This is a genomic window from Camelimonas fluminis, assembly GCF_014656355.1.
GTDB lineage: Bacteria > Pseudomonadota > Alphaproteobacteria > Rhizobiales > Beijerinckiaceae > Camelimonas > Camelimonas fluminis.
Genome location: NZ_BNCG01000024.1, coordinates 12,803 through 38,114 on the forward strand (window position 1 = coordinate 12,803; position 25,312 = coordinate 38,114).

Below are 25,312 nucleotides of genomic sequence, written 5' to 3' on the forward strand. Positions count from 1 at the left end.
GCACCGCTGGTCGGCGCCCTGCACCGCGCGACGCGGGGCAAGGGCGGACGACCTGCGTATGACCCGGTCATCATGTTCAAGATCCTTGTCCTGGAGGCCCTTTACTCGCTATCGGATAAGGCCACGGAGATCCAGATCCGTGACCGCGTTTCGTTCCAAACGCTTCGTCGGGCTGGGTCTTGAAGGAGCCGTGCCGGACGCCACGACCATCTGGCTTTTCCGGGAGCGGCTGGTGAAGGCTGGGGCTATTAACAGCCTGTTCGCCCGCTTCGAGGCCGCCGTGACCGAACTTGGCTTTGTCCCTATGGGCGGCCAGGTCATCGACGCCAGCGTCATCCCGGCTCCGCGCCAGCGCAATACTGATAGCGAGAAGAAGGACATCCGCGAAGGGCGGATTCCTCGGGACGGGAAGGACAGGCCTGCGAAGCTGCGGCAGAAAGACCGCGATGCGCGCTGGAGCATCAAGTACAGTAAGGCGAAGGAAAAGGATCACGCCGATCCGGCGGCCTTCAGGCCCGTCGATCTAGCGGTTCCCATGTTCGGCTACAAGAACCATGTGGGCATTGATCGGGCCCACCGGTTTATCCGGACGTGGGACGCCAGCGCGGCCAACGCCCATGATGGCGCCCGCCTTCCCGCCCTTGTCAGCAAGGCCAATACAGGATCTGGCGTCTGGGCTGACACCGCGTATCGCTCGAAGAGGAACGAAGCGTTTCGGGGGGATGGCATGTTCCGTAGCCAGATCCACCGCAAGAAGCCGAAGAGCCGTCCGATGCCCGCGCATAATGCGCGCGCCAACGGCAAGCGTTCCGTTGTACGGCCTGCGGTCGAGCACGTCTTTGCCGCCCCAAAAAAAACATAGGATGGTGCTGGTGGTTCGCACCATTGGCCTTGCGCGGGCCCGGCTGAAGATCGGCATGGCCGATCTAGCGTACAACTCCACCCGGCTGCCCTGGCTCGTGGGGAGCAGTACGCCAGCATGAGCGCAACGGGCCGTTTCTGATGACCCAAAGCCGACAATCAAGCGAAACACGGCGGCCAAACGGCGCCGCCCTGAGGCTGCCGGAGCCTCAACGGCAGCGGAACAGCGCGTTTTTCGAGGTGTCCAGCTGCCTGGCAACACACCCCGAGCGGCAGTCTCACGGGGTTGCCGCTTCATAGAAACCCGCCGAACAACTACAATCCAACCCCGCCTCAGAGAGACCATCCCGCTCGCTAAGCGAGCCACGCAAACCGCTCTCCACCGAGCGAAATGCAGGATTGATGTAACCGCGGTTATACCAATCCTGCCGAAAGTAACGTGCTCTTTGAGCCAAGCTTCCGAGCAACTTCCTATCGACCACCCAACGCATCCCCGCCCTCGCAACCACGCCACCCAAATGCACTTCACCACCTCCACACTCCATCAGCGCACGTCACCGCGCCCAGACCAGCGCCAAGCATGCGATATAACCGCGGTTAAATGGACACCGGCGCACAACGATATCAGCGTCGGCGCACACGCCAGCGCACGTAAGGCGTAACAAGACTGCGGACTTATCCCCGGTTGAGCCACCCCGGCGACAACCACCACGACACACCACTAAGCGAACGGATCACTCGCGGCAGAGGCGTTTAACCGCGGTTACACACCCGAAAGTCCAGCCACGCCACGCTCCAGATCCAACGAAGCCGACCGCCAGGAACCTTCGCGTCACCAGCCCCATCCAATCACCGCTATGACCGGATTGCGGAGACGCTTAATTTAACCGCGGTTAAATTGGTCCGGGGCGCCAGCCCTCGGTGATGACCGCAACTGCTTCACGTACCAGCGGCCCGTCGCACCATGCGACGACCGCCCGAGGTTATGGTCAATGCGGATGAACCATGTAACCGCGGTTTCATGAAGAGTCATAACTGGTGTGGTCCCACGGGGTTGAGGTCTGGTTCGCTCAGCCTCCCTTGCGTAGTGGAGCGTACCCGTGGAAGGCAGGCGCGCTGTCTGCACTTCGGAAACATCAGAGTTGCCCGCGCCAGCCCATGGTCGAGGCAGGGCGAATTGATTGGCGCAGCATCCGGCAGTGCCCTGCGAGCCCCGACCGTATCCGTTTCGCCGGTATTTAACCGCGGTTAATTTCCCCCCGCATTTGCGGCGCACAGCCAGCTCTGACCCTGCCTTCTCCTTATAGCGAACCTGAGACTTCTCACCCGCAACGGAACTCCCGGGTTGATGTAACCGCGGTTACATCAACCCGGTTCTCCATGATAGGCTGTCCTATCAACCCCTGAACGCCGCCGAGACAAGCCCGACGGGGGGCATCGCGTCTAAAGCTACCACGTGAGAAAGAACCAACGATCCCGTTGCACTCCACGAGCACCCGTCTCCGGGAACCAATCCATCGCGAAGCACGGCATTTAACCGCGGTTAAACGAGAACCATGACACCCCCAGCACGGATACCGCGACATCCCTCGACGGCATCGCACGCGACGGAGCCCCGATTTTAACCGCGGTTACACCCACCTCTAGCGACCGGATCCCGGCGGGGAACCATTCAAAAAGCTGCACAATCGGACACACGCATCCCCAGCTGGAACTGCTCAAGGGCTCTGCAGTGACACAAGGATTGAGAGCGGCGGCCGACAAGGCCCCAAGCTCGGAAAGCAATTTAACCGCGGTTACACACCGCCAAATCCCGCATCGACGCCACCTCGCGCGCGCGCGTTAGCCGGACATTAACAAATGCGCCCCATGATCACCCAAAGAAGCTCTCAAACGGCGCCGCCTTATCAGGAGATGTCGATGAACACCGCAAGCGCCTTGCTCGACCTGCAGGCCTTAAAGGATCACGTCGCAATCGCCAAAGCTGCAACACCTTCTCGTGCGGCGGCCGTACCCAACGCCGCCAGCCTGGATGAAATTGACCGCCAGGCAAACCTGCTGTCGAACGCCCTTCAGGCGCAGCGCCTCGAACTGTTTCCGCCAGAGGCGCGACGCACATTTCGCGAAATCCCCTCTGCTGAAGTAGCAGCGCTTCTCGGAATCCCTGACGCATATCTCAGGAAGCTCGAGGCAGCTGAGACCCTTCCAGCGCCCAAGATTTATCCAAACGGAAAACGCACATATTCCGTTGCCGATCTCCACACCCTCCGTCAGACGATTGACCAAAGCGTGGGTGAGGCTGTTCTAAGTCCGCAACGCAAAGGGAACGAAAGTCTGCAGGTGTTTGCTGTCGCGAATTTCAAAGGTGGCTCTGCAAAGACCACAACGTCAGCCCACCTGTGCCAGTATCTGGCGCTTCACGGCTACCGCGTCCTTGCGATCGACATGGATCCCCAAGCAAGTCTTTCAGCCCTGCACGGAATCCAGCCCGAATGGGACGTCAAGAAAAACCAAACGATCTACGGGGCTATTCGGTACGACGACGAGCGTGTTCCGTTTGAATCAGTGATCCGGGAGACACACATTCCCGGACTTCACATCGTCCCAGCAAACCTCGAGGTGATGGAGTTCGAACACACAACCCCGGCGCATCTGACGACCCGAAGGGCAGGGGACCCGCTGTTTTTCGACCGCGTGACCCAAGCCATCCTCTCCGTCCAGTCGCACTATGACGTTGTCATCATCGATTGCCCGCCGCAGCTGGGTTACCTCGCGATGTCCGCAATGTGCGCTGCATCTGGGGTTATCGTCACCGTTCACCCCCAGATGCTGGACATCATGTCGATGTCCCAATTCCTGCTCATGATGTCGGACATTATGCGTGTCGTATCCAATGCAGGCGGATCCGTTGACTACTCTATCTTCAAGTACGTTATTACCCGCTTCGAGCCGCGCGACGCACCACAGACAGGAATTGTAAATTTCTTGAGGCACTTCTTTCCGCAGTCATTGATGGAAAACTCCGTGCTGAAGAGTACCGCAATATCCGATGCCGGCCTTAAGAAGCAGACCCTTTACGAATGCAATCGGGAGGAATTCTCCCGTAACACCTACGACCGGGCGATTGAGAGCCTAAATGCCGTCAATGGTGAAATCGAAAGCCTCATCAAAATCAACTGGGGGAGAGTGTGACATGGCGAGCGCTGCATCAAAAAAGAACAGGCCTTCCCTCATCCCTCAATCAATGCTTGGTGGCCCTGCAAACCCCGACGTACCCGCCGTTCGCGCTTCCGCCCAGGACGTGTACGCAAGCGCGGCGACTGGTTCGCTGCCGCCCGAGCCCAACCCGATCAAAACCGACGAACAGTGGCAGGCACTGTCCGACACTCTCCGCCCGGCTGCGGCTAACCCTGCGATGCTGCGCCCGGAACGAAACGGCGGTGTAGTCGGCGCCTTTGCCTCAGCCATGTCACATGCCTCAATGTCATCGACCCACTATGCCGATCTCCTTAACCAGCTGAAAACCGGAAGCGTGGTGATCGAACTCGATCCTGGCATGATCGAGCCATCCTTCGTCGCCGACAGGATGAATATCGACAGCGAGGACATACAGATCCTCGCGGACCAGATTTCCGCACAAGGTCAATTGATCCCGATCCTGGTTCGACCTCACCCCAAACAGGAGGGAAGGTTCGAAACCGCATATGGCCATCGTCGAACTCTCGCTTGCGCCCGGCTCGGCAAAACAGTCAAGGCCGTTGTACGCGAACTTAGCGACGACGAGCTTGTGATCGCCCAAGGGCAGGAGAATAACGCCCGACTTAACCTCTCCTACATCGAACGCGCCAGGTTTGCCCGAGCCCTCGCTGATAGAAACACCGCGCGGCCAGTCATCGCGGACGCCCTCGCACTTTCTAACGTAACCCAAATCAGCTGGTTCCTTACACTACTGGACAAGATCCCCGAGGAGATCATCAGCGCTATTGGCCCTGCCCAGGGCATCGGACGTCGTCGCTGGGAAGCGCTTGGAAAACTCATCGATGGGTCGGAGACACTGATGTCCCTGGCACTGAAGACTATCGAGGCCGGAGATTTCACGGACCGGGCGACCGACGACCGCTTCGAGCATCTGATGCGTGTCATCACACGAACCCAGCGTCCCCGGATTGAACCCGACGTCGTCGTCACCAACGCTGATGGCGCCAAACTGGCGAAGTGCCTCATCAAGGACAAGTCAGCAGTCGTCAAATTTGATCGTGGCATTGACCCGAAATTTTCCGAATTCGTTATCGGAAAATTAAACTCACTTTATGCCGAATATTCCGCTCAGACTTAAATCCTCACCTCACGCAAAGTCTCACGGGCGCCTTAGGCGCCCGTTTCCATTTTCTGAACGCGTTCTCGGAAAATATCGACCCCCAGAGATGCCCTCACACGGCGATTTCCGACGCCCCGCTTGTCATTCCATTCAAAACAAAAAAGGGGCGCAGAGCGCCCCTTAAAATCGATTTCAGACACCATCCAAATTCCAGCGCCTCATTTTGGCACCGTCACTGTCTTTGCTGCCTTCCTGGACCGGGTCCCACCGACGAACTTTTTCGGTTCCTCACCCGTCACAACATGGAAGTCGTGCCGCCGCTGCATCGCCCGTTGATTTGCGCGCCGACAACTTGCCACAAAATCGCCGGACAATACCACCTCGAAGCGTACGTCCACTTTTTTCGAACTCTCGAAAACACCGTCGGCCTCAAAGCTCTCAATGATGCGTTCCTGCTTCAGCCATTCGAACGCCTGAGAAACCTTCTTGACACTATCACGCAACCGCACCCGCCTCGCGACGCCACACCCATCAAACACCTCTGTCGCAAGAACCGACCGGGCATCTCCCTCCATGCCGAAGAAAAACACATCGTGGGAAAACCGCTTGTAAAGCCACCTGACGATCGGATTTGGCATGCGCATCATCAAGTCGTAATCGATCGCGCGAAACTCAAGCCGCTTGATGCTATCCGACACCAACCAGTTAAAACTCACCATAGTGGCGCTTTTCTCGCTGGATCGGTTCGCTAGGGCAACCATCGGAAACGTCGATCCGCTCACGACCTTTTCCCGGCCCTGCCCATCGACTTTAATGATCTCAATGCGGGACTGATGCAGCACGTTCAAAGCTTCCACCACCTCCGCATAACTGTGCTCGTGCCCGGTACGTTTTAACTCCCGTCGCACCTCGTACAACGTGAAGGCCACGCCAACTTCTTCCCCGCCCGAGTCAAGTTGCAAACGGCTTCTCAGAGTAGCAATCTGCCTGATTACCTCCTCCACTAGCTGCTCACGCTCGGACGGGTACCGCTCAACGATTGCTCCCGCTTTGTCCCTGAAGCGGGCAGGGACCACAGTTATGCTGTAGTGGGCCCCACCGTACGAGAACTGACGCTCAACGAGCTTCTGGCCTTTTTCGGCCTGCTCGTCTCCAAACCGGAACAAGTATCGAGGCGCGACATCCCACAGCGCCACCGAGTTCGTCTCCGAGCGATTTGAAAGCTCGAACAGATCGAACTGCACCGGCGACAGCTTCCGCTCACTGTTCATCGCAACACCTGCCATAGGAACCCATCACCACTCGAATCCATCTTCCGCAACGTACTCTAACATACGGAAGGGTTGCGCCAATGTGAGCGCCGACCTCGCGGCGCCTCCAAAGCAGGGCAGGGCGTTGCACACCTGCCTGAGTGGGAACCTAGCAACCACCACATAACTGGCATCCTCCGCCGCAGCAACAACAAAGATACCATCGCGGCCAGATCTCAACCCACACGGCAGGGCATGCGACGGGGAGCCAATGTCTAGCATCGATACCACGTCCAGAGGACGGGGCGCGCTGCTAACCTCCCTACATACGAGCCACTCGCCGCCTGCGGAATGAACGCACCCACCCGGCCCCCGCGCGCCTAACCTCCCTACGAGAGTCACCACCAGCGTCCTGCCCCCCGGCCGCCATAACCCACACCGCGCGGCTAACCTCCTTATTAGGAACTGCCGGTAGCTACGACCTCGCGAGAAAATAACGGAAATTTCCACGGCCTCCGCTCTCCACGATGTCACTCCGCGCGAACCCAAGCGCGGTAGAGCGCTCCTCGCACCTCATGGGCGCGCGCCTAACCTCCCCAGTCACCGCCCGCCGGCCACGTCGACACACGGCGTCAGCCGAAAACCGCTAATATATTCAATACCCGCGCGGCTATCCTCCCCATCCGAAGCGCTACAGCCGCCTGAGGAGCCAGACGAATACCGCCATCCGCGTTCAATCAGGCCCAGGGCGCGCGGCTATCCTCCCTATCGCGATACCGCACACACCCCTGTGTACCCCGTAATTTATCAATTAGAACAATGCCCGCGCGACTAACCTCCCCACCTCGGCCCGAGAAGCTTCCTAAAGACCGAACGCCCCTAACAGCCTGGGCGCGCGGCTAACCTCCCGAAAATGCCACGAGTTATCGCTCCCTGAATCGCTTCAGAGAGACAAATATCGCAGCAACATCAATGCCCGCGCACGAACTCACTCACACTCGCGAAGAGGCTGTCAGGAGCACAACACGGCTCCAACAGACAGGGGCGCGCGGCTATCCTCCCTAAAACGGACGAGCGAACCCGTCCCCTGAATCACGTGGGGAAGCTGAAAACCTCAATAAAACCAACGGGCGCGCGTCTATCCTCCTAGACGAATTAATCGCGCTACCACCCGACCGTCATCTTCCCAACAGGGACGCGCGGCTATCCTCCCGACAACGCCCCGAACCAGTCACAAAAGACTGAACTCAGCTCCCAAAAAGGCAACGGCAACCTCTCCTTAGCCGATCAACTCGGCCCGCGGAACCGGCAACGACGGATTTAATGGCAAAATAATTCCTCTATCGTCGCCGCAGCCCAGGGCGTTAACCTTTTATTAACGTTTTAAATCCGCCTGGGACGCCGACGATTCCTCACGTTCCATGAATTTCGGGATTCGCATCAACAAGCCGCCGCGCAGAGCACTATTCCAACTATGCCGCGCGGCTAACCTCCCTGGGGCGCGCGGCCAACCTCCCTAGGGCGCGCGACTAACCTACCTAAAATCGACACAAACACCGCTTTCGCACTTTGACTCCATCAGCCGACCCTGTCTTTGATCAATCCGTTATCGGAATCGTATTTTTGCGGGCCAAGAATGGATCACTCGAATTCGGTGCCGACAACGCAATGACCAACGCCCTGGCTTGTCAGCGCGAGGGTCCCTTATTTTTTGCTGGTCATCAGCACGATAGCGATCGCGGACAGATGGGATACCAAACTTCAGCCCCGATGGTCACGCGCGGCAATACCTGTGCCACGCCCTATGACGGAAATGGCACCCCGGCAATGCCGCTCGCCCACCATCCGTCAGCGATCACGTTCCGGCTGTCGCTCAACGTCTCCCACAATGACATCTCTAACGTGACCGAGACGGAGCAACTCGTGATGTAACAGGCAAAGGAAAGGCCCTCGAAACTTGCAGGTTTCGAGGGCCTTCGTGTTCTCGACGTGACGGGACAACCACCAATCACCCAACGCAGTGGTTGTCCCATCACGACAGTCCGAAGTCAAGCTAAACATCGGATTCGGTGAACGCTTCCCTTTGCCCTCAACACTGGAGGGTAGGATGCAACCGGTTTCATCCGAACCCCGTCAGCTGAAAAATGCTGTACGGGCAATGCTGGCGGCTGGGCTGAGCAAGCCCGTCTCCGTCAACCGAAAACAGCTTCTCGAAGCTGTCAGGCGCGCACAGCGCGCGCTGGAACTGCCGTCCTCTGAGCGACTTGTTCTCGCCGAGCTCGCCGCCACCCATCACCACGAGAGGGAAGGCGAGCCCATCGTGTTCGCCAGCAACAGGTGGCTCGAAGAGCGCTGTGGCTGCACCGAGCGCAATATCCGGCTCATCATCAGCAAGCTGGAAGACAAGGGTCTCGTGGTCCGCAAGGCAAGTGCGAATGGCAAGCGATACCAGCGGAAAACCGCTGACGGCGGAGCACAAGCCTTCGGGATCAGCCTCGCACCTGTCATTTCCAGAACGACTGAATTCGAACAAATGATCGCCGCCCGCAAGCGCCGGGCCGCAGAGCAGGCGGATATCCACGCCTCCATCTCTCTTGCGCGCAAATCCGTAAAGGAGGCGATCGAGTGGATGGCTCATCACCCCCGCGAAGAGCGCGACGAGATTCTTGCCAGGTTCGAGACACTCATGGCCGATACGCCCATGCGGCGGAGCAAAAACGACACTCCCCGATCCCTGCTCACGCAATGGGAGACTCTCAAGACCGACGCGGTAGCGCTTCTTCGCGATCTCAACGCCCTGCGCCAACCGCATCAGCCGGAAAATGCAAAAAACCCTGGCCCGGACACGTTTTCCTCTGATATTATTTCCGCCAATGCCGGAAATAAATTCCGGCACAAAGAGAACGTTGAATCAGAAATCTCTAACGAGGTTTGTAGCCAGGGTGTCCGCGCGAAACCGGCTCAGCGCAGCGATGGTCAATTTGATCCTGATGCACTGCCGCCTATTTTTGTCGCAGAGGCCTGTCCGGCAATACGGGAGTATGGATATCCAATTCTCACTCCTGTTGACCTCATCGCGTCAGCGGACCAGTTCAGAGGCTTGCTTGGCGCCAGCCGAGATACCTGGGACGAGGGCATTCGTCGCCTCGGCGCGTATGGAACAGCACTCGTTGTTTGCTACACGCTGCAGCGACATGAGGATGATATCGCCACAGGGCACTCTACCATTGAGAACCCCGGCGCATATCTGAGGGCCCTGGTCCGCAAATGCGCGACCCGCGATTTCGACCTCCTCGGGGCGCTCACAAAGATGCGTCGCCGCAGGCTTCAATAGTAGCCGGGCGCCTCCCGCGCACCGCGCAGACGCAAACTGGTTTCACGGCCGACACCGATGGGCATGCGCCTCACCCTGCGCTGCTTGTCCGAAAGCCCACAAACTGTCGCAGGGATTATGCAGCACCAAGCACCTCGCCAGATTGGCGACAAATCAGCGGAACCCTACCAAAACCGTATTGCGTCAGCCGTTAAGTCTGCGATTAGCAACGGTCGTTCTGGCGCCGTACTCGCGCCAACCGGGTCAGGAAAAAGCCTTCTCATAACATTCGGCGTCGAAGACGCCGCCCTCATGTCGAGGCCGGTGCTGGCAATCCACCCTGACGTAAACCTGCTTACCCAGAATTTTGCCCTCTTTCGGGAGTCACCCACGATACAGCGCGGATCCATCTCCGCCTTTATCGCGCAAAACGATACGCTACCTTGCGAATTCAGCCGCAACACACTCGACGCCTCACTCATTCTGGCCACAGGATCGTCGCTTGTGAACAAGGCTGCTGATCCGAATTTCCAAAAGGAACTCGCGGATTTTGGCGCCAAGGGAGGTGTGGTATTCGTCGATGAGGGGCAAACCGCTGCAGCAGATGAGCTGTCGCAGCTTCTTAAGACCATTGCCCGTGCCGGCGGGTCCGGCATCCTCTTCACGGCCACCCCCTTCCGCACAGACCTCCGGGATATTCTGGAGCCGTTCGGCGCGTCCGTAGAGCAGGACCTGATCGACGTTGCAGGCTACGATGAGGTCATGGCGACCGGCCGTATTGTCCCCACCCGCTTCGACATAGCGACGGACGAGTTCGAACAGCTCATCGGCGCAGAAGCCGCAAACCTCATTGAAGAACAGTTCATAGCCCTTTTAGGACAGAACAAATCCATAGACCAAGCGTCCCGGCTGGCATTTTCACGATTCTTCAAACCTGATGCATCGCCGGCAGACAGCGCCATAGCGGACCTCATCGTCAACGCCGTCGGCGAAATCTGGACCCGCCGCGCCGCGAGCCACAACACAACGATGGTCCATTGCGACAGCGTCGAGTTTGCCCGGTCACTGGCATCAAGGCTCGCTTCGCTGGAACTCCCGCATGGGCACGCCCGGGCGGGCAAGCACCCGTCGGTTGCGTTTGTCGTGGCTTCCGAGATCAGGATGTGGCGCGACAATGTCCCATACGATCGCCTCGGAAAGAGACGCGCCAGACGCCACGACGTTCTTGAGGCCGCGCGCGCCGGAACATTCGATGTCCTTGTAAACGTCAATGCCCTTGGAACCGGCACCGATGTTCCTCAAACAGACCTCAACATCATCGCCGCACAAGAGAGGTCAATAGGCCCTCTGAAACAGAATTCCGGGCGAGGGGAGAGGGCCAGTCCGTCCACGGGGAAAACCCACCAGACCTTCGTCGACATCGGAAACTCCGTCTACCGCATTTTCAACGACGTAGACGCAATGCGCCGCAACGACCCCGAGCGCTCAAGAAGGCAGGTCCGCGGCCTTGCCGCACCTATACGAGCTCAGTTCGAGGCGTGGTTCGACAGCGATCCGCACATTCGCAACAGCATCGAAGCAAGAACGCGGCAGATCAGGACCCGCCAGGGCGGGATCAGCACCGCGCGCCACATTGCCGATGAGCCGGACCCGACAATGGAATTCGGGTCGGATGCGCAGTTGCCGGTCCCACACCCCTTTGCCACCGGAATCTACGCCACGGGCAATCGGCGCTGGGACTCTGAAGCCAGACGATTTTCAGGCCGCTCAGCCCTGTTTCTGGACCTGAAAGGCATGGGGCTCTTGCCAGCGCAAACAGCGCCAGAAGCCCCAAAGTGGCTTGTCGTCACCCACGACAGCAAGCTGAACGCACTTCAGGCATTTGCGACTGTCAGCCTAGAGAACGCCCGCAAGTTCGCTGCCTTCGTCGGTGTCCACTACGACGAAGAATTCGACAACGTCGCGCCCAGTCGCGCCCAGATCAGCTTCGTCAACCGTCTGCAGTCCCTGCACCAGAAGCAGCAGCGCCTCATCTCAGGCTACGCCAGGCCGGTTGCAAAAACCCAAACAGAAACAATGATCGACCTCCTGAACGACGGAGGGCGTCTCCTGGGCAAAATGCTTTCTGTAGCGGCAACGCGCTTCATCCAGCGGGCATCTGGAGCCCGACAAGTAAACCCAGGCCTTCGCTCGATCGTCTTGCACAACCCCAACGGGCTTTCCGCACTGCAGCGGGACATGCTGGCCGCGTATTGCCGCTTACGCCACCACCTCCCGACAATCGACCGGGCGGGGGACATTGGCGCAGACCATTTCTCGATCGCAACGTACGATCCTTCCACCCTGCCAGAAGTCAGGGACGTCATATCAGGAACCCGTTTCAAGTTGTTCGTCATCGACAGCCCCGAACAGGAAACCGCGATGAAGGAGCGATTGCTGGCAGGCCTCCTTGACGCCCGCATCATTGCCATGGCCCCCGACGACAGCGGCGACATATGGATCCGGAAAAAAGCCGGCATCCCGGTCGCAACCTCAAAAAAAGCATCGGCGCTCTCGCGTGAACTCGAAGACGAATTCGTCTCATCACTTCACAGCATGACGGACGGGGCAAATGCAAAAAAATCGGGCATCCTGAACATCTCGATCACGCGTGCGGAGTGCATCGCGATAGCCCGCGCCACGCCAGGCATGGAAGTCACTGCGCCAGTGGCCAATTTCACCAAGAGCCTCATTGAGTTGCTCGCGATCCCCCCGATCCTCACCGGGCACGACGAACAACGTCCGATGGAAACGGTCGTCAATGCAATTACCGCCGCAAAACCAATCGCCACTGTGGCATTTCGGGTTGCAAACCTGACCGCGAAATTTGGCGGTTTGCCTCCGCCGGCCCAGAAGAAGCTGGTGAGAATAGCTACACGCGCGGCAGATCTGGACCATAAGCGACTGGCCTACAACCTCGCCGCCCAAAAGAAAGCAGCAAGCGGCTAGCCCGGCCAAACGCCGCCCACCCTTTGGATTTTCCCATATTCCAACGACAAATCTAATATTTATATATTTTTGAAAATCGACAACCTGACGCGTGAAATCCCAAGAATTTTTATATGCCCTTCCTTTCGTTGACCGCCGGGGCCAAATCCGCGGGATTCAGACCCACGCACGGGTTCTGAACACTGCTCCCGGAAATCCAGAAAACCGAACTCCAGTATCTCACGGTCCGGGACTGGTACGTTCAACAACTCAATCGGATAGCGCAAACCGAGGAACAGCTTTCTCAGGCCAAAGCCGCAAACGACGCTACAGAGATCAAGCGACTTGGGGCTGTGCTTCACGGAATGAACTCCGAGCTCACAGATGCCCGCCACCGTGTGCGTTTTGCAGGCGAACGATCATGGGCCGAAGCCTATCTGCTCGCGGCCACCTATATGCTGCCGAACGAGATCCGAAAGGCCCTCACAGACGCTGCAGATGCCCTCATTGGCCGCGAGCGCCACGAGATTGCACGAGGCAGCTAGTCCCCGAACAACACCAGGTTCCGCAACAAGTAGCCCCATTGCGCGCTTTGCCCTGCCAAAAACGGAAGCACCTGATACACGCAGATAAGTTCGGCCACTAGGAGTGCCAAAAGACCGTTTTAGGGAGCCTATCCCCAAACCCCAGAAATTTCGTTGCCGCCGACGACGATCACACCGCTGCCGTCGGCCGGCGCAGATGAACAGGGCCCAAAAACAATGCATGTCCACACCATCATCTCGACTGAGATTCCGTTCGCCGCCGCTGAAGGTGATGACCTAATCGCGATCGGCGACGTCCACGGCCATGCAGACGCGCTCATGGCCGTTATTAACACAGCCATGCTCATTCCCACCCTCCCGGGCGCCGTAAGAAAATTCGTATTCTTGGGTGACCTCATTGACCGTGGCCCCCATTCACTGCGCTGCATCGACATCGCCGCCGCGACGCCAAATAGCGTCGCGCTGATGGGGAACCACGAGCAGATGCTCAGGATCCTCATCAACGAACCCACAACGAGCCGCGGACGCTACTCAGGCGGGCTGTGGGCGATGAACGGCGGCCTTACCGTCCTGAACGAACTTGAGGCTATCGCGGGCGCAGTTCCCCCCGAAGGTGAGATCCGCGCCGCCATCGGTAAAACGCGCGCTGCCTGGCTTGATGGCCTCCAGAGTCACTTCATCTCCGGTCAGATAATGGCGGTCCATGCTGGTCTGAATCCGGAAATCCCTGTCGATAAATTTCTGGACGAGCCCTGGCTCGTTGAATTCCGGGCACTGCAGGAACACCGACACTGGGCATGGATCCGCAAACCATTCCTTGACCACATCCCCGCCGCCGGCAAAGGCCATCATGGTTTTTTCGTAGTGCACGGGCACTCAACGCCCGGCACCGACAAAGTCCCCGTTCACCAGCAATTGCAGCGCTCACGCGTGAACCTCGACGGCGGTTCGTTCTCTACCGGAAAGGTACGAATGGCTCACATCACCGGTAACACCCTCACTGTGTTCGAAGCCGGGTAACTCCCGAGCCAACCCCGCAAAAACCACAACAATCCCCTGAGCTCGGCGTCCCCATGGACGCTTTTTTTCGTCCCGACCAGACCCAGTCAGAGGCAAACATGGCCGCTACCACGAAATTCACCCGCATCTACCAGAGCGTCGCCAGCTCGTCGGCGATGTACGCTCTCTGGGCGCGCCACAATGACGCCCCCTTTGACGATATCCGCTTGTCAGGCCAGCGGGACGTGAACACATGGTTCGAAGTCACCAAGGAAGCATTCGACATGATGCTCGGCTTGATGCCGCCGATCTGGTTGGGCCAGGGAGCTTTTGCAATTTGTGAGGCGATGACCGACAGCATCCACGCCGTTTTCATTCCGGCCGAAATCAATGGAGCTTTGCGATTTTTCGCCGGATACCTGGATCTCAGTGACAGGAAGTCTACCGAACGCCTCCGGCAGGCAATCGTCGAACGTCTCACCGCGAGCGGGCCATCACTCGCCAGCCGTGACGAAAAACTCGAAACAATCTGGAACACCACGCACCGCGACTTCCGCGGCTATGCCGGCTCGGTGGACCCCGACATCTGGGATGCCGCTTCGATGGGAAAACGCACTGTCCTCGTACTTCGCGAAGGCGGCACCACACTGGTTTGCCTTGAACACCTGAACGACGGGGAAATCGACCGGCTTTATAACCCCGCGTACGAGCGGCGTTCGCTGGAAAGGGCGGCTGAAGCCGCCTGACGACCCCAGTCCTGGGGGGATCGCACCAACTCTTAAACCCCAAAAAGGACACACAATGACCGCTCAGAGCGCAAGGACCAGGCACTTCGCCATTCGCGCGGCAATCGCCAAGAAGAACGCCGCTGCCGCCGCCCGCGGAAAGACGCCCGCGCCGTCCCAACCCCTGGCCCGCAAGGTTACCACCGCGTCGACGAGCAACATGGCTCCAAGCCGGGCGCCCGCTACCGTGGCGCCTGGGACTGTATCTGACCTCAAACGCATCCAGGGCGCCACCGGGCCTTACTACCGCGGCAAATTTCAGGCCAAGGGAAGCGACGAGATCATGACCGTGTTTATCGCCGAGCACGTTCACGGGAAAATCCAGCCCGCCCTGACGCGCGGATACGCCCGCTACTACGGTGTGAAGAGCAATGGCGCCTTCCGCATCCTTGGCACTGCGCGTATCAACCGCGCACCCAAGGCCGCCCTCCAGAACGGCCCAGAAGTTGACTACTCATACCAGTTCGGCGCCTACTTCCCATCGCTCGCCTGACCGGGCCGACCACGCCGCAGCAATAACCCAGGGGCTGGCCACAAGCTGGCCTGCCCCGGTGAGAACTCCTGGACAAGACGCGCCATGAAAATCGCAGACCGAATGCCACGCCGCGTTGACCTGGGGCGTCACATGGAAGTGTCCATCGAATTTGCCCTCTACCAGCTCGAGAAGGTGAGGGTAGCCCCAGATCGTATCAATCCAGCCGGCCGACGGACCGTCATGGGATTTATACTGCCCGCATGGCAGCGACCGCTCGTCTGGTCGGCCGAGCAAAAAGTCGCTTTCATTGAAAGCTCCTGGCGCGGGATTCCACTCGGAACGTACACTTTTAACCAAGACGAGCCCGGCTCTGATCTGGACTATCTGCTGATCGACGGACAGCAACGGCTCACGGCAATCGAGGACTACATCCACGACCGGTTTCCGGTTTTTGGGTTGCTTTTTTCGCAGCTGACACTGCCCGAACGCTCCCGCTGGGAGAACACGAAATTCGCCGCGTACAAATGCGAAAGCGCCGACGAAAACTACCTCCGCCGCTATTACAACATAATGAACTTTGCCGGCACGCCCCACCTTCCACATCAGCGCGCCAAGGCAAGGTAATCTCAACCAACGACTGAAAGGGGCCCGAACCTTCCCGGCCCCTTTTTTTACCCCTTTTCCCAAATTGCCTTTGAATCTGAAGGCAATTTGGGAATCCGCACCAAACTCCTGATCTGGCGACGCGCGGCCTGGAACCTACGCTCCGCTTTCGAGCGCCGCCGCCTGAGGCAACCATTCCCCGTGCGGATTCGCCGCCCAAGCAACCGGGGTGAGACCTGAAACAATGTGGTTGACCAATACCCTCCTGAACCGGGCCTGGGGAGATCCCATATCCTCAACCAGCATCCGATCTATGGTAGGGGCAGATGCACTAAAATGTGTCGCTGCGCCGAGAATGTAATAGGTGAACATCTCAGCATCCAACGCCCGGAAGTAGCCCAGTGACTGCCCCCTCCTGATCTTTTCGATCACCAGAGGGACCGGTGAAGAGAAGTAGAACTTGCGCCCCTTCACGGCGCAGTCACGGCTTTCAATCAGCTCGCGCAATAGTAACCGCGAATAGTGGGGCTTCTCAAAGCACCACAACATGAAGCGCTCAAAATACTCGACGACGCACTCGAAATCTGTGGCAAACAACATTTCAGCGAAATAGCCACTCAAACTCTCGCGCAGCCGATCCAGCACCTCCCCGTACAACTTGTCCTTCGACTTGAAGTGATGCAACACGGCAGCCGTACTGATCCCGCAATCCTTGGCCATCTCCCGCATGCCCATGGCCGCAAAGCCCCCTCTCGCAAAGAGAGCTTCCGCTACGATCAAACACCGTTCCCTTGTCGTTAGTTCGTCAACAGGGAATCCCTGGCCCAACCGGCTGGCCGCTGGCGACGGCGCCTCAAACGCGTCAGCACCCGCATAGCAGAACCCCGGCGGCGACACAGTCAGCGCCGTAACCACGTGATCCAAAAGAGCAGTTCTGAACCTGGCCCGGGTTTCGCCCATATCGTCGTTCATCAATCGGCCCAACGTTGGGACCGCTACGCTGAAGTGCGCGATAGCTCCAAGCGTATAGAACGTAAAAACCTCAGCATCGCAAGTCCGCAGGACCCCGAGATTCTGCCCGGTTCTTATCTGGTCAACGACAACTGACACCGGCTCGCCCAAATGCAGCGTTTGCGCTCTCACCAACCGCAGATGGTTCTCCATGAGCTCCCGGTTTAGCAACTGCGCATAGTGCGGCTTCTCAAGGCACCAACTCAAGAAGCGATCGAAGAAATCGACAACAGAAGAAAGATCGGGCTCCATAGCGGCACCCGAGACATAGGCGGTTACACTCGCGACAAGACGCTCGAAAACAGCGCCATACAGCCTCTCTTTGCTCTTGAAATGGTTAAAAACGGAACCATTGGTTATGCCGACGGCACCTGCAATATCACGGATACTGGCTCCATCGAACCCATGCCTGGCAAACAACTCCTCTCCAGCGTCGATGCAGCGTTCATACGTGTTTGGAGCCCCCTTAGGCCTCCCCCGGTTCACCATCGCGATCAGCCCCCTTACCGATCGCTCGATTGATTACGGGAGGCCGTTCCCTGTCAAGGGACCCGCACTCTCAAGCCCCATTTCCCCCATACCCATGGGGAAGACGCTCACCTGATGAGCCAGTGGGATACAGCCGAAGTCGCCACGCGGGAAACTCCGATCACACGTCTCCTGAACCACAACTCTTCAGAATTTGCTATCACGGCTGAACAATCGTCCTGGCGTGGCTTCCACGCTTGACTCCGAATGGCCCTAAAACTCGCTTGACCCGTGCCCTGGCGAAGCAATCATCCCCGATGAATAATTGGTCATTTTGAACAGAATAAGAAAAATTCCCGCCGGTCGAAAATCGACATTGTGGAAATAGTGGGCCGCCAGAACTCGTGATATAACCCCATAAAATTTCTGAAAAATCAGCCCAAAGAATGGAGCATTGAATGTCCGGAACCGTCAACAAGGTCACTATTGTCGGAAACTTGGGGCGAGACCCCGAGGTCCGTCGCATGCCGTCGGGCGAGCCCGTCGTCAACCTGCGCGTCGCGACGTCAGAATCCTGGAGAGACAAGAACACCGGCGAGCGCCGCGAACGCACCGAGTGGCACGCCGTGGTGATCTTCAACGAGAACCTCGCCAAGGTGGCAGAGCAGTACCTACGAAAGGGCTCCAAGGTATACCTTGAAGGCCAGTTGCAGACCCGGAAATGGACCGACCAAGCCGGGCAGGAGCGTTATACAACTGAAATCGTCCTGCAACGATATCGCGGCGAGCTCACTCTCATGGATAACAAGAGCGACAATCCAGCCGGGCTGCCGGCGCACGAATACGGCAGCGGCTTCGGTGCGGACTACCCTGACGCAGGCGAGGCTCCATTCTGAAGCGAAAAGCTCACCCATGAATTGCGGGCGGTTAACAAATCGCCCGCACACCATTGTCCCGGAAGCCCCGATGCCAGTCACCCCCAAACAGATCAAAACTCTTCTTGCATCGCTCGTCGCAGCGACAGCGGTGCCACGAGAGAAACCGTTCACACGGCACGATTTTGACCCAATGCACGGTCTCGCGGAAATCCGATATGCTGCGAAACGAGGCTACATCGCAATCATCAATGCGGAAAAAAGTCCGGATCGGTTCTCGTTCTGTCTCACCGCCGCCGGCCGGCAGGCATCCACCGGATGGACCGCTCGTGGCGCGAAACACCCGGCCGGCTCCATGTTGGCAAAGGTCGAGGATTTGGTCTGGGACCTGATTGAAGACAACCCACCCCCCGAAGAAGGGTGGCTGGAAGCATCTCAGGTAACGGCAATGCCTTGTCCCGAGGCATTCGGTGAACTGCTTTCCCGCGGCTATCTTGAGGTCAACGGTCCAATTGACGTACCCGGCACCGTTGTACGCCTCACCAAGCGCGGTCGACGGGCTGACACTATCGCCAAGACACCAGCCGTCCGTAAGCCACGGATTGACACCAATCCGGCAGTTTAGCGCGCCCGCACCCGCTGAGGGGCCAAAGCAATCAGCAAGGAGCCCGGATGGTTTGGCTGCCCGACATCCAAATTTCGGACCTGCGTTCAGCGTCATCCTCCGAAACCAAATTTGGCGCAACCGCCATCCTCTCCATCGTAGACCCGGACACCGCACTTCCGTGTTTTCGAGCATCCAGGCGTTGGACACTCACGTTTCACGATGTCGACGATTCCTTCGATAATCTTCCAGGAATCATCGCCCCGAGTGAGCATCACATCCGGGCCATCATCACCTATGCCCGTTCACTTGCAGCCTCAGATCGCATGCTCATCCACTGCCACGCAGGCATCAGCAGATCGCCGGCTGCTGCCTTGATCGCATTGGCGGGAATCACCCGCTGCGCCGCAACCGCCATGTCAGCGCTTCACCGCATTGTTCCAGCAGACTGCATTGAGCCGAACTCCCGCATGCTTCAACTTGCCGACACGCTGCTTGGCATGGAAGGAGCGCTTACCGCCTTCAGTCCGCAAGACCACGGGCAATCAGGCCCATTCTGCTGGTGATGCGGCTCTGGCGCACACGCCGGGCAAATCGCGACACCCCCACGAAAGAACACTGCTCATGAAATATAACACCCGCACGCTCGCCGCCGTACACGCGGGTTATGATGGCATCCCGCTTGCCGAAAGCGCGGACAACGCAACCAGGCTAGCGCATATCGCGGGATCGGCCCTAGAAGCACGAGGCTATCTCAAACCAACTCGCGTCATCCAGATCCGACGTCGCAGCGTACGTCTCGAAGGCGCCGGCGACTGCGAATTCACCATCAAGCTCACCGCAGACCTTCGAACCATCGAAGAATTTCGTAGGGACTGAGGGAGAACAACCAAATGGCACAAAGAACCTTGCGCTTGGGCGATGGCTCCCAAGTCCCGCTCCAACGCTATACCAAAGCATGGCGCACAATTCTGCGAATGCCTCCAGACACCTGGCTCCTCCGCTGCCCCAATGGTTGGCCAGGCACCGCCGAAGATGCCCTGTGGCAACTCCGCCATGGCATGCATGACAGGATCAACAGGCACATTCCGGGATACGGCCGAGGCCGCAAATGGTCCGACGACTGGCAGCGTGAGACCATGCAGGCTGCGCATAACCTAAACACGCCACGCCTGATCATTGACTGGCTCCCCACCCACTTGAAAACGCGCTTCCACGGGCGCCTGCGGCAATCCAACGAGCTTTAGTTGTCTTCCTCCCTGACCATGGTCCGGAGGAGAACCCCAGATGAGCCCAGCGATATTTTTAGCGATTATCATCGCGACCGCCGCGTTCATATATCTCACCCGGCCAATTCGCAGGACGGTTGATCCCAAACACGCTCACGCCATTGATGGCGACACCCTTGTGATCTGGCGCCCGGGAACCAAGTTCAGCGAACGCGTAAGGATCGAGAACATCGATGCTCCCGAAATGCGCACGCTTGGGGGCCTCTTCATAAACCCACGCGGCCTGAAAGCCCGCGATGAACTAAGCCGCCTTCTCGCAAATGCCACCGAGGTAATCCTCATCGGCCCGCCTCGATGCGACCGATACGGTCGCTCGCTGGCCCGTGTGAAAGTCCGAATTCGCGGTCGCGAAAAGGACGTCGGCGCCCACCTCATCCGCCTCGGCCTCGCCCGCGCCTGGATCTGAACGACACGCCCGTCAATCTTCTCCTCTCTGTTTTGATGCGCCCTAGCTCGGAAGAATCCCAAAAAGAAAATCACCCGGGCCGTCGCCCCTTCGGCGCCTCTTTCGTTCGACCAGTCCACTGTCCCGACGCCGTCAGGACCGACACCACACCCTCCGAGGCCGCGAAGGACGCACCACGCGTCAAACACTGCGGCACACGAAAAAATCCGCCTCCAGCAGCTTGCCGCGCGGCACCAAACACTCAAGCAACAGGCCACATCGTTATGGACAGCCTTGGTTACGTCTACATCGTCGCCTCAAAAGACACGGTCCGCGCGGCATTGAATGCCGAAGGCCTGCAGGCGATCCCATATATCGTCGAGCGTCCGGAAATGGACCAAACCGGTTACGCGATAATTTTTACGCCGAATCTTCAAGCTGCCGAAAAGGATCTTTCCGCGCGCTGGCCCGTTATATTGCGGTTTAATATCGACAGCATTTCCGAAATCCGCGCAATAACCGCGCTTGAGCCCTCCAACCCTTCCGGGAAATTTCTCGCAATTTCCAATCAGCGTTTTTCGATCCCGGCCGTGGAGCTCGAGTTTCGATGCTTCCGGCCGGCCGACGGCGCGTCGAGAAACGACGAGGTCACCTGGAAAAACCTTTCTGATGAGGGCCATGCCGCCTTTCGCTACTGCCACTGAAGAACGAGGAAACCACCGATGAAAGCCTCCTCCGACGGCCTTTGCCGCCGGCATCTACGAAGTACCAACTTCAACGGAGATCATCATGCACATTGTTCCTCCCCGCCACATCACGTACCACGTCGTCCGTCATGACGGCGCCAGATGGGAATACCCCTCGCTCAGGAAAGCCATCATCAGCGTCCACAACGCCATGGTCAGCCGCTGGGGGTCTACCTGGATCTGGAATATCCTCAGCGACAGATTCATCCGCGTTGAACCTGTCCTGACCTGCAGCGGGTACATCAACACAACCATCACCACAGAGTTCATCATCATTGATGATCTCGGCGATCCCGTTCCAATATCTCTCTTGCGCAGCACCTACCAGGCAATCCGCCCTCGCAGAAAAACGCCTTCCCAGACTCACAGCGGCAAATTCCGTGATGGACCATGGCCGCACACAGCCTACCGCTTCCGCGGCAAGCACTACCGCCGGATCTGCACCAAGCAGCAGACGGCCTGGCAGTGCTCGATGGACGTTGACCTCGCGGAAGCCGGCATTGATCCCGTCAAGGCTGGGCGGATGCGCAAGCTTCCCAGCTCCCGCGACGGCATCTACCGGCACCGTGAGAGAAACTGGAAAGCGAATCGCCGTCACCAATGGCGATAACCAGGCGGCCCCCCCGGGGCCGTTTTTTTATTCGATCTAATTCAATCCGCGAGATAAAATTAATTTCCAACCCCGGGGAAATAATGACCCTGCATATCGAATCCGCAGCCGGCGTTACATCGCCGGCGGTTGCTTGCCATGGCGACATCCAACAGCATAAACAGGCGCCTGCCAATCAACAGGATACCCACCACACCAACGCGACCTCCAGCGACACCTCCAAGGCCGTCTCGCCGCAGTTTGACCTCTTCGGGCGGGCCCAACCGGATCCCGTGGCGAAAGCGGCGAACTATTCCGCAAAGGGCTATCGCAATCTGCCAAAAACCTGGCAGGGCCGGGCGGCGGCGAACAACGCCTGCATCCAGCTTGCGAACAAAATCCTCGCCGAAGGGAGAGCCGCGACTGCCGAAGAGCAGGCCTCTCTCATGCTCTTTACGGGCTACGGCGCCAGCGACCTGGCTAACAACTGTTTCCGGGACCCCGGAACAACCGCCTTCCGCTCATCCTCATGGGAGGATATTGGCCAAAAGCTCGAAAAGATCGCCAGCAAGGATGAACTGGCGTCCCTGAAACGAAGCACCCAGTACGCCCACTTCACGCCCGAAAAGCTGATCCGCCACATGTGGCGAGCAGTCTCGCGCCTGGGCTTCACCGGCGGCCGTGTTCTTGAGCCAGGAATGGGGACGGGACTGTTTCTTGCCCATCTCCCTGAGCAATTCCAGGCGAAAACCCGTTTCTTCGGAATTGAAGCCGATCCTCTCACCGCCAAGATCGCTCGCATTCTGTTTCCCAGGGCAAAAATCCTCCAGGAAGATTTTGCGCACACCCGACTTGGGCGGGATTTCTCTCTTGCTATCGGAAACCCCCCATACTCCTCGATGGTTGTGCAGAACGACCCCAACTACCGCGGCAAGGGCCTCCTGCTCCACGACTACTTCATCCTGAAATCGCTCGACGCCCTGCAGCCAGGGGCCGTCGCGGCTTTCGTCACAAGCCAGGGAACGATGAACAAATCGTCCAGCAGCGTCCGCCGCCAAATCGCGGCAACCTGCGACCTCCTCGGCGCCATCCGGCTCCCGGAAGGAACGTTTGCCGCCGAGGCGGGGACAAACGTCGGCGTTGATCTCCTCTTCTTCAAGAAGCGAGAAGCAAACGAACCCTCAAGGGGTCTCCTGTGGGTGGAGACCATTTCCGCGACCGCCCCTGGCCACGAAGGCGTTGCGATCAACGAATATTTCGTGGACCATCCCCACATGGTGCTCGGAAGCCATGGCGTCACCAGGGGTCGCTATAGCTCGGCGCCGACCTATGTCTGCCGCGCAATCCCGGGGCGAAATCTCGACCACGACATCACCCAAGCCATCGCAAGCCTTCCGGCAAACGTCTTCAGCGCCAGTCCCGAGCTCGACGCCACCGAAGAGGCTGAGGAAGTCGTGATTGCATCGGGCACCAACAGCCGGCTGCGCGAAGGCTCATACTTCCTCTCTGCCACCCGGGAACTTTACCAGCTCATCGACGGCTCCCCCGAAAAAATCGCTGTCAAAAGGAAACGAGGGGACACTGGGATATTCCGCAAGCATGCAATCATCATTGGCGACCTCATCCCAATCCGCGACACCATTCGGTCAATCCTCGCGACCCAGGAGCGCTTCGAGGACAGCTCCGCGCTGCAAAAAACCCTCAACGAGCAGTACGACAGTTTTGTCGCACGTCACGGCCCCATCAACCGAACCGAAATCAGCGTGCAGCAGGAAGCTGATGGAGGAGAAAAGCGGGAAACACACCGCTATCCCAACCTCGCGCCGTTCCGCGACGACCCTGACTGCTGGCTTGTGGCGTCGATTGAAAACTACAACGTCGACACTCACGAAGCCACGAAGTCGGCCATATTCACAGCCATAGTGGTTGGACGTGAGGTGCAGCCCCAGCTCGCAAACGCATCTGACGCCCTGGCGGTCTGTCTCAACGCCCGCGGGCAGGTTGACGTCGAGTATATGGCGGACCTGCTCAACCGCCCAGCGGCCGACGTCATCAAAGAACTTGGCGCAGCCATCTATCTCGACCCGGCTATCGACGAATGGGTCACAGCGGACGAATATCTTTCCGGAAAGGTTCGGATCAAGCTATCCACTGCCATCGCCGCCGCTGCTGGCAACCCCGCCTACCAACGCAACGTCTCCGCGCTTGAAGAATGTCAGCCCGTTGACATTCCCCCGAGCGATATTACCGCCCGTCTGGGATCGCCCTGGATCCCAGCTGTGGATATCTCCCTGTTTATCTTCGAAACCCTGGGGGTGAAGACCGAAGTCTACCACCAACCCCGCCTGGCGACCTGGTCCGTCCAGGAGTACCGCTTCCATGGGGCGACCGAGGCCAAAGCCCGGTGGGAAACACATCGATACCCGTTGCACCAGCTCGTTACCGACGCCCTCAATTCCCGCACCCCGGCTATCCACGACACAGTCGTCGATGCGGAAGGCCGTGAGACTCGCGTTATCAACAGCGTAGAAACAGAAGCCGCCAAAGAACGCCTCAGCGCCTTCCGCACTGAATTCGAACGTTGGATCTGGAACGATCCTGACCGCAGTGTCCGGCTCGCCCGGATCTACAACGACAATTTCAACAACCTTGTCGCGCGAAAATTCGACGGATCGCACCTCGCCTTGGCTGGGACGAACCCAACCTTCACCTTCTACCCCCACCAGAAAAACGCCATCTGGCGTCAGATCTGCAACGGTGGGACATACATCGCCCACAAGGTCGGCGCCGGCAAAACGGCCACCATGGCGGCCGGGATTATGGAACAAAAGCGCCTTGGCCTTGTCGACAAGCCGATGCTTGTCGTACCGAACCACTGTCTTGGGCAGATCGCAATCGAGTATCTGCGACTTTACCCTGCTGCGAAAATCCTCGTCGCTGACGAGCAAAATTTCGCTCGTGAGAAACGCAGGCGCTTTCTGGCGCGCGCGGCCACCGGCGAGTGGGACTGCATCATCATCACGCACTCCGCGTTCCGTTTCGTTCCCACCCCAGCCAAGTTCGAGGCAGACTTTCTGGCAACCCAGATCGAAGAGTTCGAGCACCTCCTCACTCAGGTCGATCGCGACGACCGCCTTTCGCGCAAGCGACTTGAGCAACAGAAGGAGGCCTTTAGAGCGTTTTTCGATCATTATGGTTCATATCCGCATGAAACGAAGTAGTTCTCACA

19 protein-coding genes and 1 pseudogene are annotated in these 25,312 nt (G+C 58.5%); 18 read left to right on the forward strand and 2 right to left on the reverse strand.

Annotated elements, in window-relative coordinates; all coding sequences use genetic code 11:
* The 3 genes and pseudogenes from IE243_RS17895 to repB form a co-directional block, all read left to right on the forward strand.
* Nucleotides 1–983, forward strand: a pseudogene (locus tag IE243_RS17895) (IS5 family transposase); the annotation flags it as partial.
* 1,798 nt (nucleotides 984–2,781) lie between these two features.
* Nucleotides 2,782–4,053, forward strand: coding sequence for a plasmid partitioning protein RepA (repA, locus tag IE243_RS17900; protein WP_191320748.1), 1,272 nt, complete (start codon nucleotides 2,782–2,784; stop codon nucleotides 4,051–4,053).
* A 1-nt stretch (nucleotide 4,054) separates the two neighbouring features.
* A complete protein-coding gene (gene repB, locus IE243_RS17905) occupies nucleotides 4,055–5,197 on the forward strand; it encodes a plasmid partitioning protein RepB (protein WP_191320749.1) in 1,143 nt (380 codons plus the stop codon).
* Between the two features lie 200 nt (nucleotides 5,198–5,397).
* Here the strand turns inward: repB and IE243_RS17910 are convergent, their stop codons facing one another.
* Complete coding sequence (locus IE243_RS17910; protein WP_191320750.1) at nucleotides 5,398–6,465, reverse strand: hypothetical protein; 1,068 nt, start codon at nucleotides 6,463–6,465, stop codon at nucleotides 5,398–5,400.
* Nucleotides 6,466–8,097: 1,632 nt separating this feature from the next.
* Between IE243_RS17910 and IE243_RS17915 the strand changes: the two genes are divergently transcribed.
* From IE243_RS17915 to IE243_RS17945, 7 genes are all read left to right on the forward strand, one after another.
* Nucleotides 8,098–8,361 carry a hypothetical protein gene (locus IE243_RS17915; RefSeq protein ID WP_191320751.1) on the forward strand — a complete coding sequence of 88 codons (264 nt, stop codon included), beginning with the start codon at nucleotides 8,098–8,100 and terminating at the stop codon, nucleotides 8,359–8,361.
* Nucleotides 8,362–8,536: 175 nt separating this feature from the next.
* On the forward strand, nucleotides 8,537–9,763 hold the full coding sequence (repC, locus tag IE243_RS17920; RefSeq protein WP_191320752.1) for a plasmid replication protein RepC: 1,227 nt from the start codon (nucleotides 8,537–8,539) through the stop codon (nucleotides 9,761–9,763).
* A gap of 57 nt (nucleotides 9,764–9,820) precedes the next feature.
* Nucleotides 9,821–12,730, forward strand: a complete 2,910-nt coding sequence (locus IE243_RS17925) for a DEAD/DEAH box helicase (RefSeq protein ID WP_191320753.1) — start codon at nucleotides 9,821–9,823, stop codon at nucleotides 12,728–12,730.
* A 677-nt stretch (nucleotides 12,731–13,407) separates the two neighbouring features.
* Nucleotides 13,408–14,274, forward strand: a complete 867-nt coding sequence (locus IE243_RS17930) for a metallophosphoesterase (RefSeq protein WP_191320754.1) — start codon at nucleotides 13,408–13,410, stop codon at nucleotides 14,272–14,274.
* Nucleotides 14,275–14,372: 98 nt separating this feature from the next.
* A complete protein-coding gene (locus IE243_RS17935; RefSeq protein ID WP_191320755.1) occupies nucleotides 14,373–14,999 on the forward strand; it encodes a DUF1419 domain-containing protein in 627 nt (208 codons plus the stop codon).
* Nucleotides 15,000–15,054: 55 nt separating this feature from the next.
* The gene (locus IE243_RS17940) at nucleotides 15,055–15,531 is read left to right on the forward strand and encodes a hypothetical protein (protein WP_191320756.1); all 477 of its coding nucleotides are present in this window, start codon (nucleotides 15,055–15,057) and stop codon (nucleotides 15,529–15,531) included.
* Between the two features lie 84 nt (nucleotides 15,532–15,615).
* Nucleotides 15,616–16,137, forward strand: a complete 522-nt coding sequence (locus IE243_RS17945; RefSeq protein ID WP_191320757.1) for a DUF262 domain-containing protein — start codon at nucleotides 15,616–15,618, stop codon at nucleotides 16,135–16,137.
* Nucleotides 16,138–16,272: 135 nt separating this feature from the next.
* Here IE243_RS17945 and IE243_RS17950 read toward each other — a convergent pair whose 3' ends face one another.
* Nucleotides 16,273–17,616, reverse strand: coding sequence for a TetR/AcrR family transcriptional regulator (locus IE243_RS17950; protein WP_191320758.1), 1,344 nt, complete (start codon nucleotides 17,614–17,616; stop codon nucleotides 16,273–16,275).
* Nucleotides 17,617–18,053: 437 nt separating this feature from the next.
* Between IE243_RS17950 and ssb the strand changes: the two genes are divergently transcribed.
* The 8 genes from ssb to IE243_RS17990 all read left to right on the forward strand — a co-directional run bounded on the left by ssb (nucleotide 18,054) and on the right by IE243_RS17990 (nucleotide 25,304).
* Nucleotides 18,054–18,491 (forward strand): single-stranded DNA-binding protein, encoded by a 438-nt coding sequence (ssb, locus tag IE243_RS17955; protein WP_191320759.1) that lies wholly within the window; start codon nucleotides 18,054–18,056, stop codon nucleotides 18,489–18,491.
* Nucleotides 18,492–18,561: 70 nt separating this feature from the next.
* Nucleotides 18,562–19,095: a hypothetical protein gene (locus IE243_RS17960; protein ID WP_191320760.1), complete on the forward strand. Its 534-nt coding sequence runs from the start codon at nucleotides 18,562–18,564 to the stop codon at nucleotides 19,093–19,095.
* 47 nt (nucleotides 19,096–19,142) lie between these two features.
* Nucleotides 19,143–19,640, forward strand: coding sequence for a hypothetical protein (locus IE243_RS17965; RefSeq protein ID WP_191320761.1), 498 nt, complete (start codon nucleotides 19,143–19,145; stop codon nucleotides 19,638–19,640).
* A 58-nt stretch (nucleotides 19,641–19,698) separates the two neighbouring features.
* A complete protein-coding gene (locus IE243_RS17970; RefSeq protein ID WP_191320762.1) occupies nucleotides 19,699–19,953 on the forward strand; it encodes a hypothetical protein in 255 nt (84 codons plus the stop codon).
* Between the two features lie 408 nt (nucleotides 19,954–20,361).
* Entirely contained in the window at nucleotides 20,362–20,769 is a 408-nt protein-coding gene (locus IE243_RS17975; RefSeq protein ID WP_191320763.1) for a thermonuclease family protein, read from the forward strand.
* 263 nt (nucleotides 20,770–21,032) lie between these two features.
* The gene (locus tag IE243_RS17980) at nucleotides 21,033–21,452 is read left to right on the forward strand and encodes a hypothetical protein (protein WP_191320764.1); all 420 of its coding nucleotides are present in this window, start codon (nucleotides 21,033–21,035) and stop codon (nucleotides 21,450–21,452) included.
* An 85-nt stretch (nucleotides 21,453–21,537) separates the two neighbouring features.
* Nucleotides 21,538–22,104, forward strand: coding sequence for a hypothetical protein (locus IE243_RS17985; protein WP_191320765.1), 567 nt, complete (start codon nucleotides 21,538–21,540; stop codon nucleotides 22,102–22,104).
* 83 nt (nucleotides 22,105–22,187) lie between these two features.
* Complete coding sequence (locus IE243_RS17990; protein WP_191320766.1) at nucleotides 22,188–25,304, forward strand: DUF8437 domain-containing protein; 3,117 nt, start codon at nucleotides 22,188–22,190, stop codon at nucleotides 25,302–25,304.
* The last annotated feature ends 8 nt before the right edge of the window (nucleotides 25,305–25,312 follow it).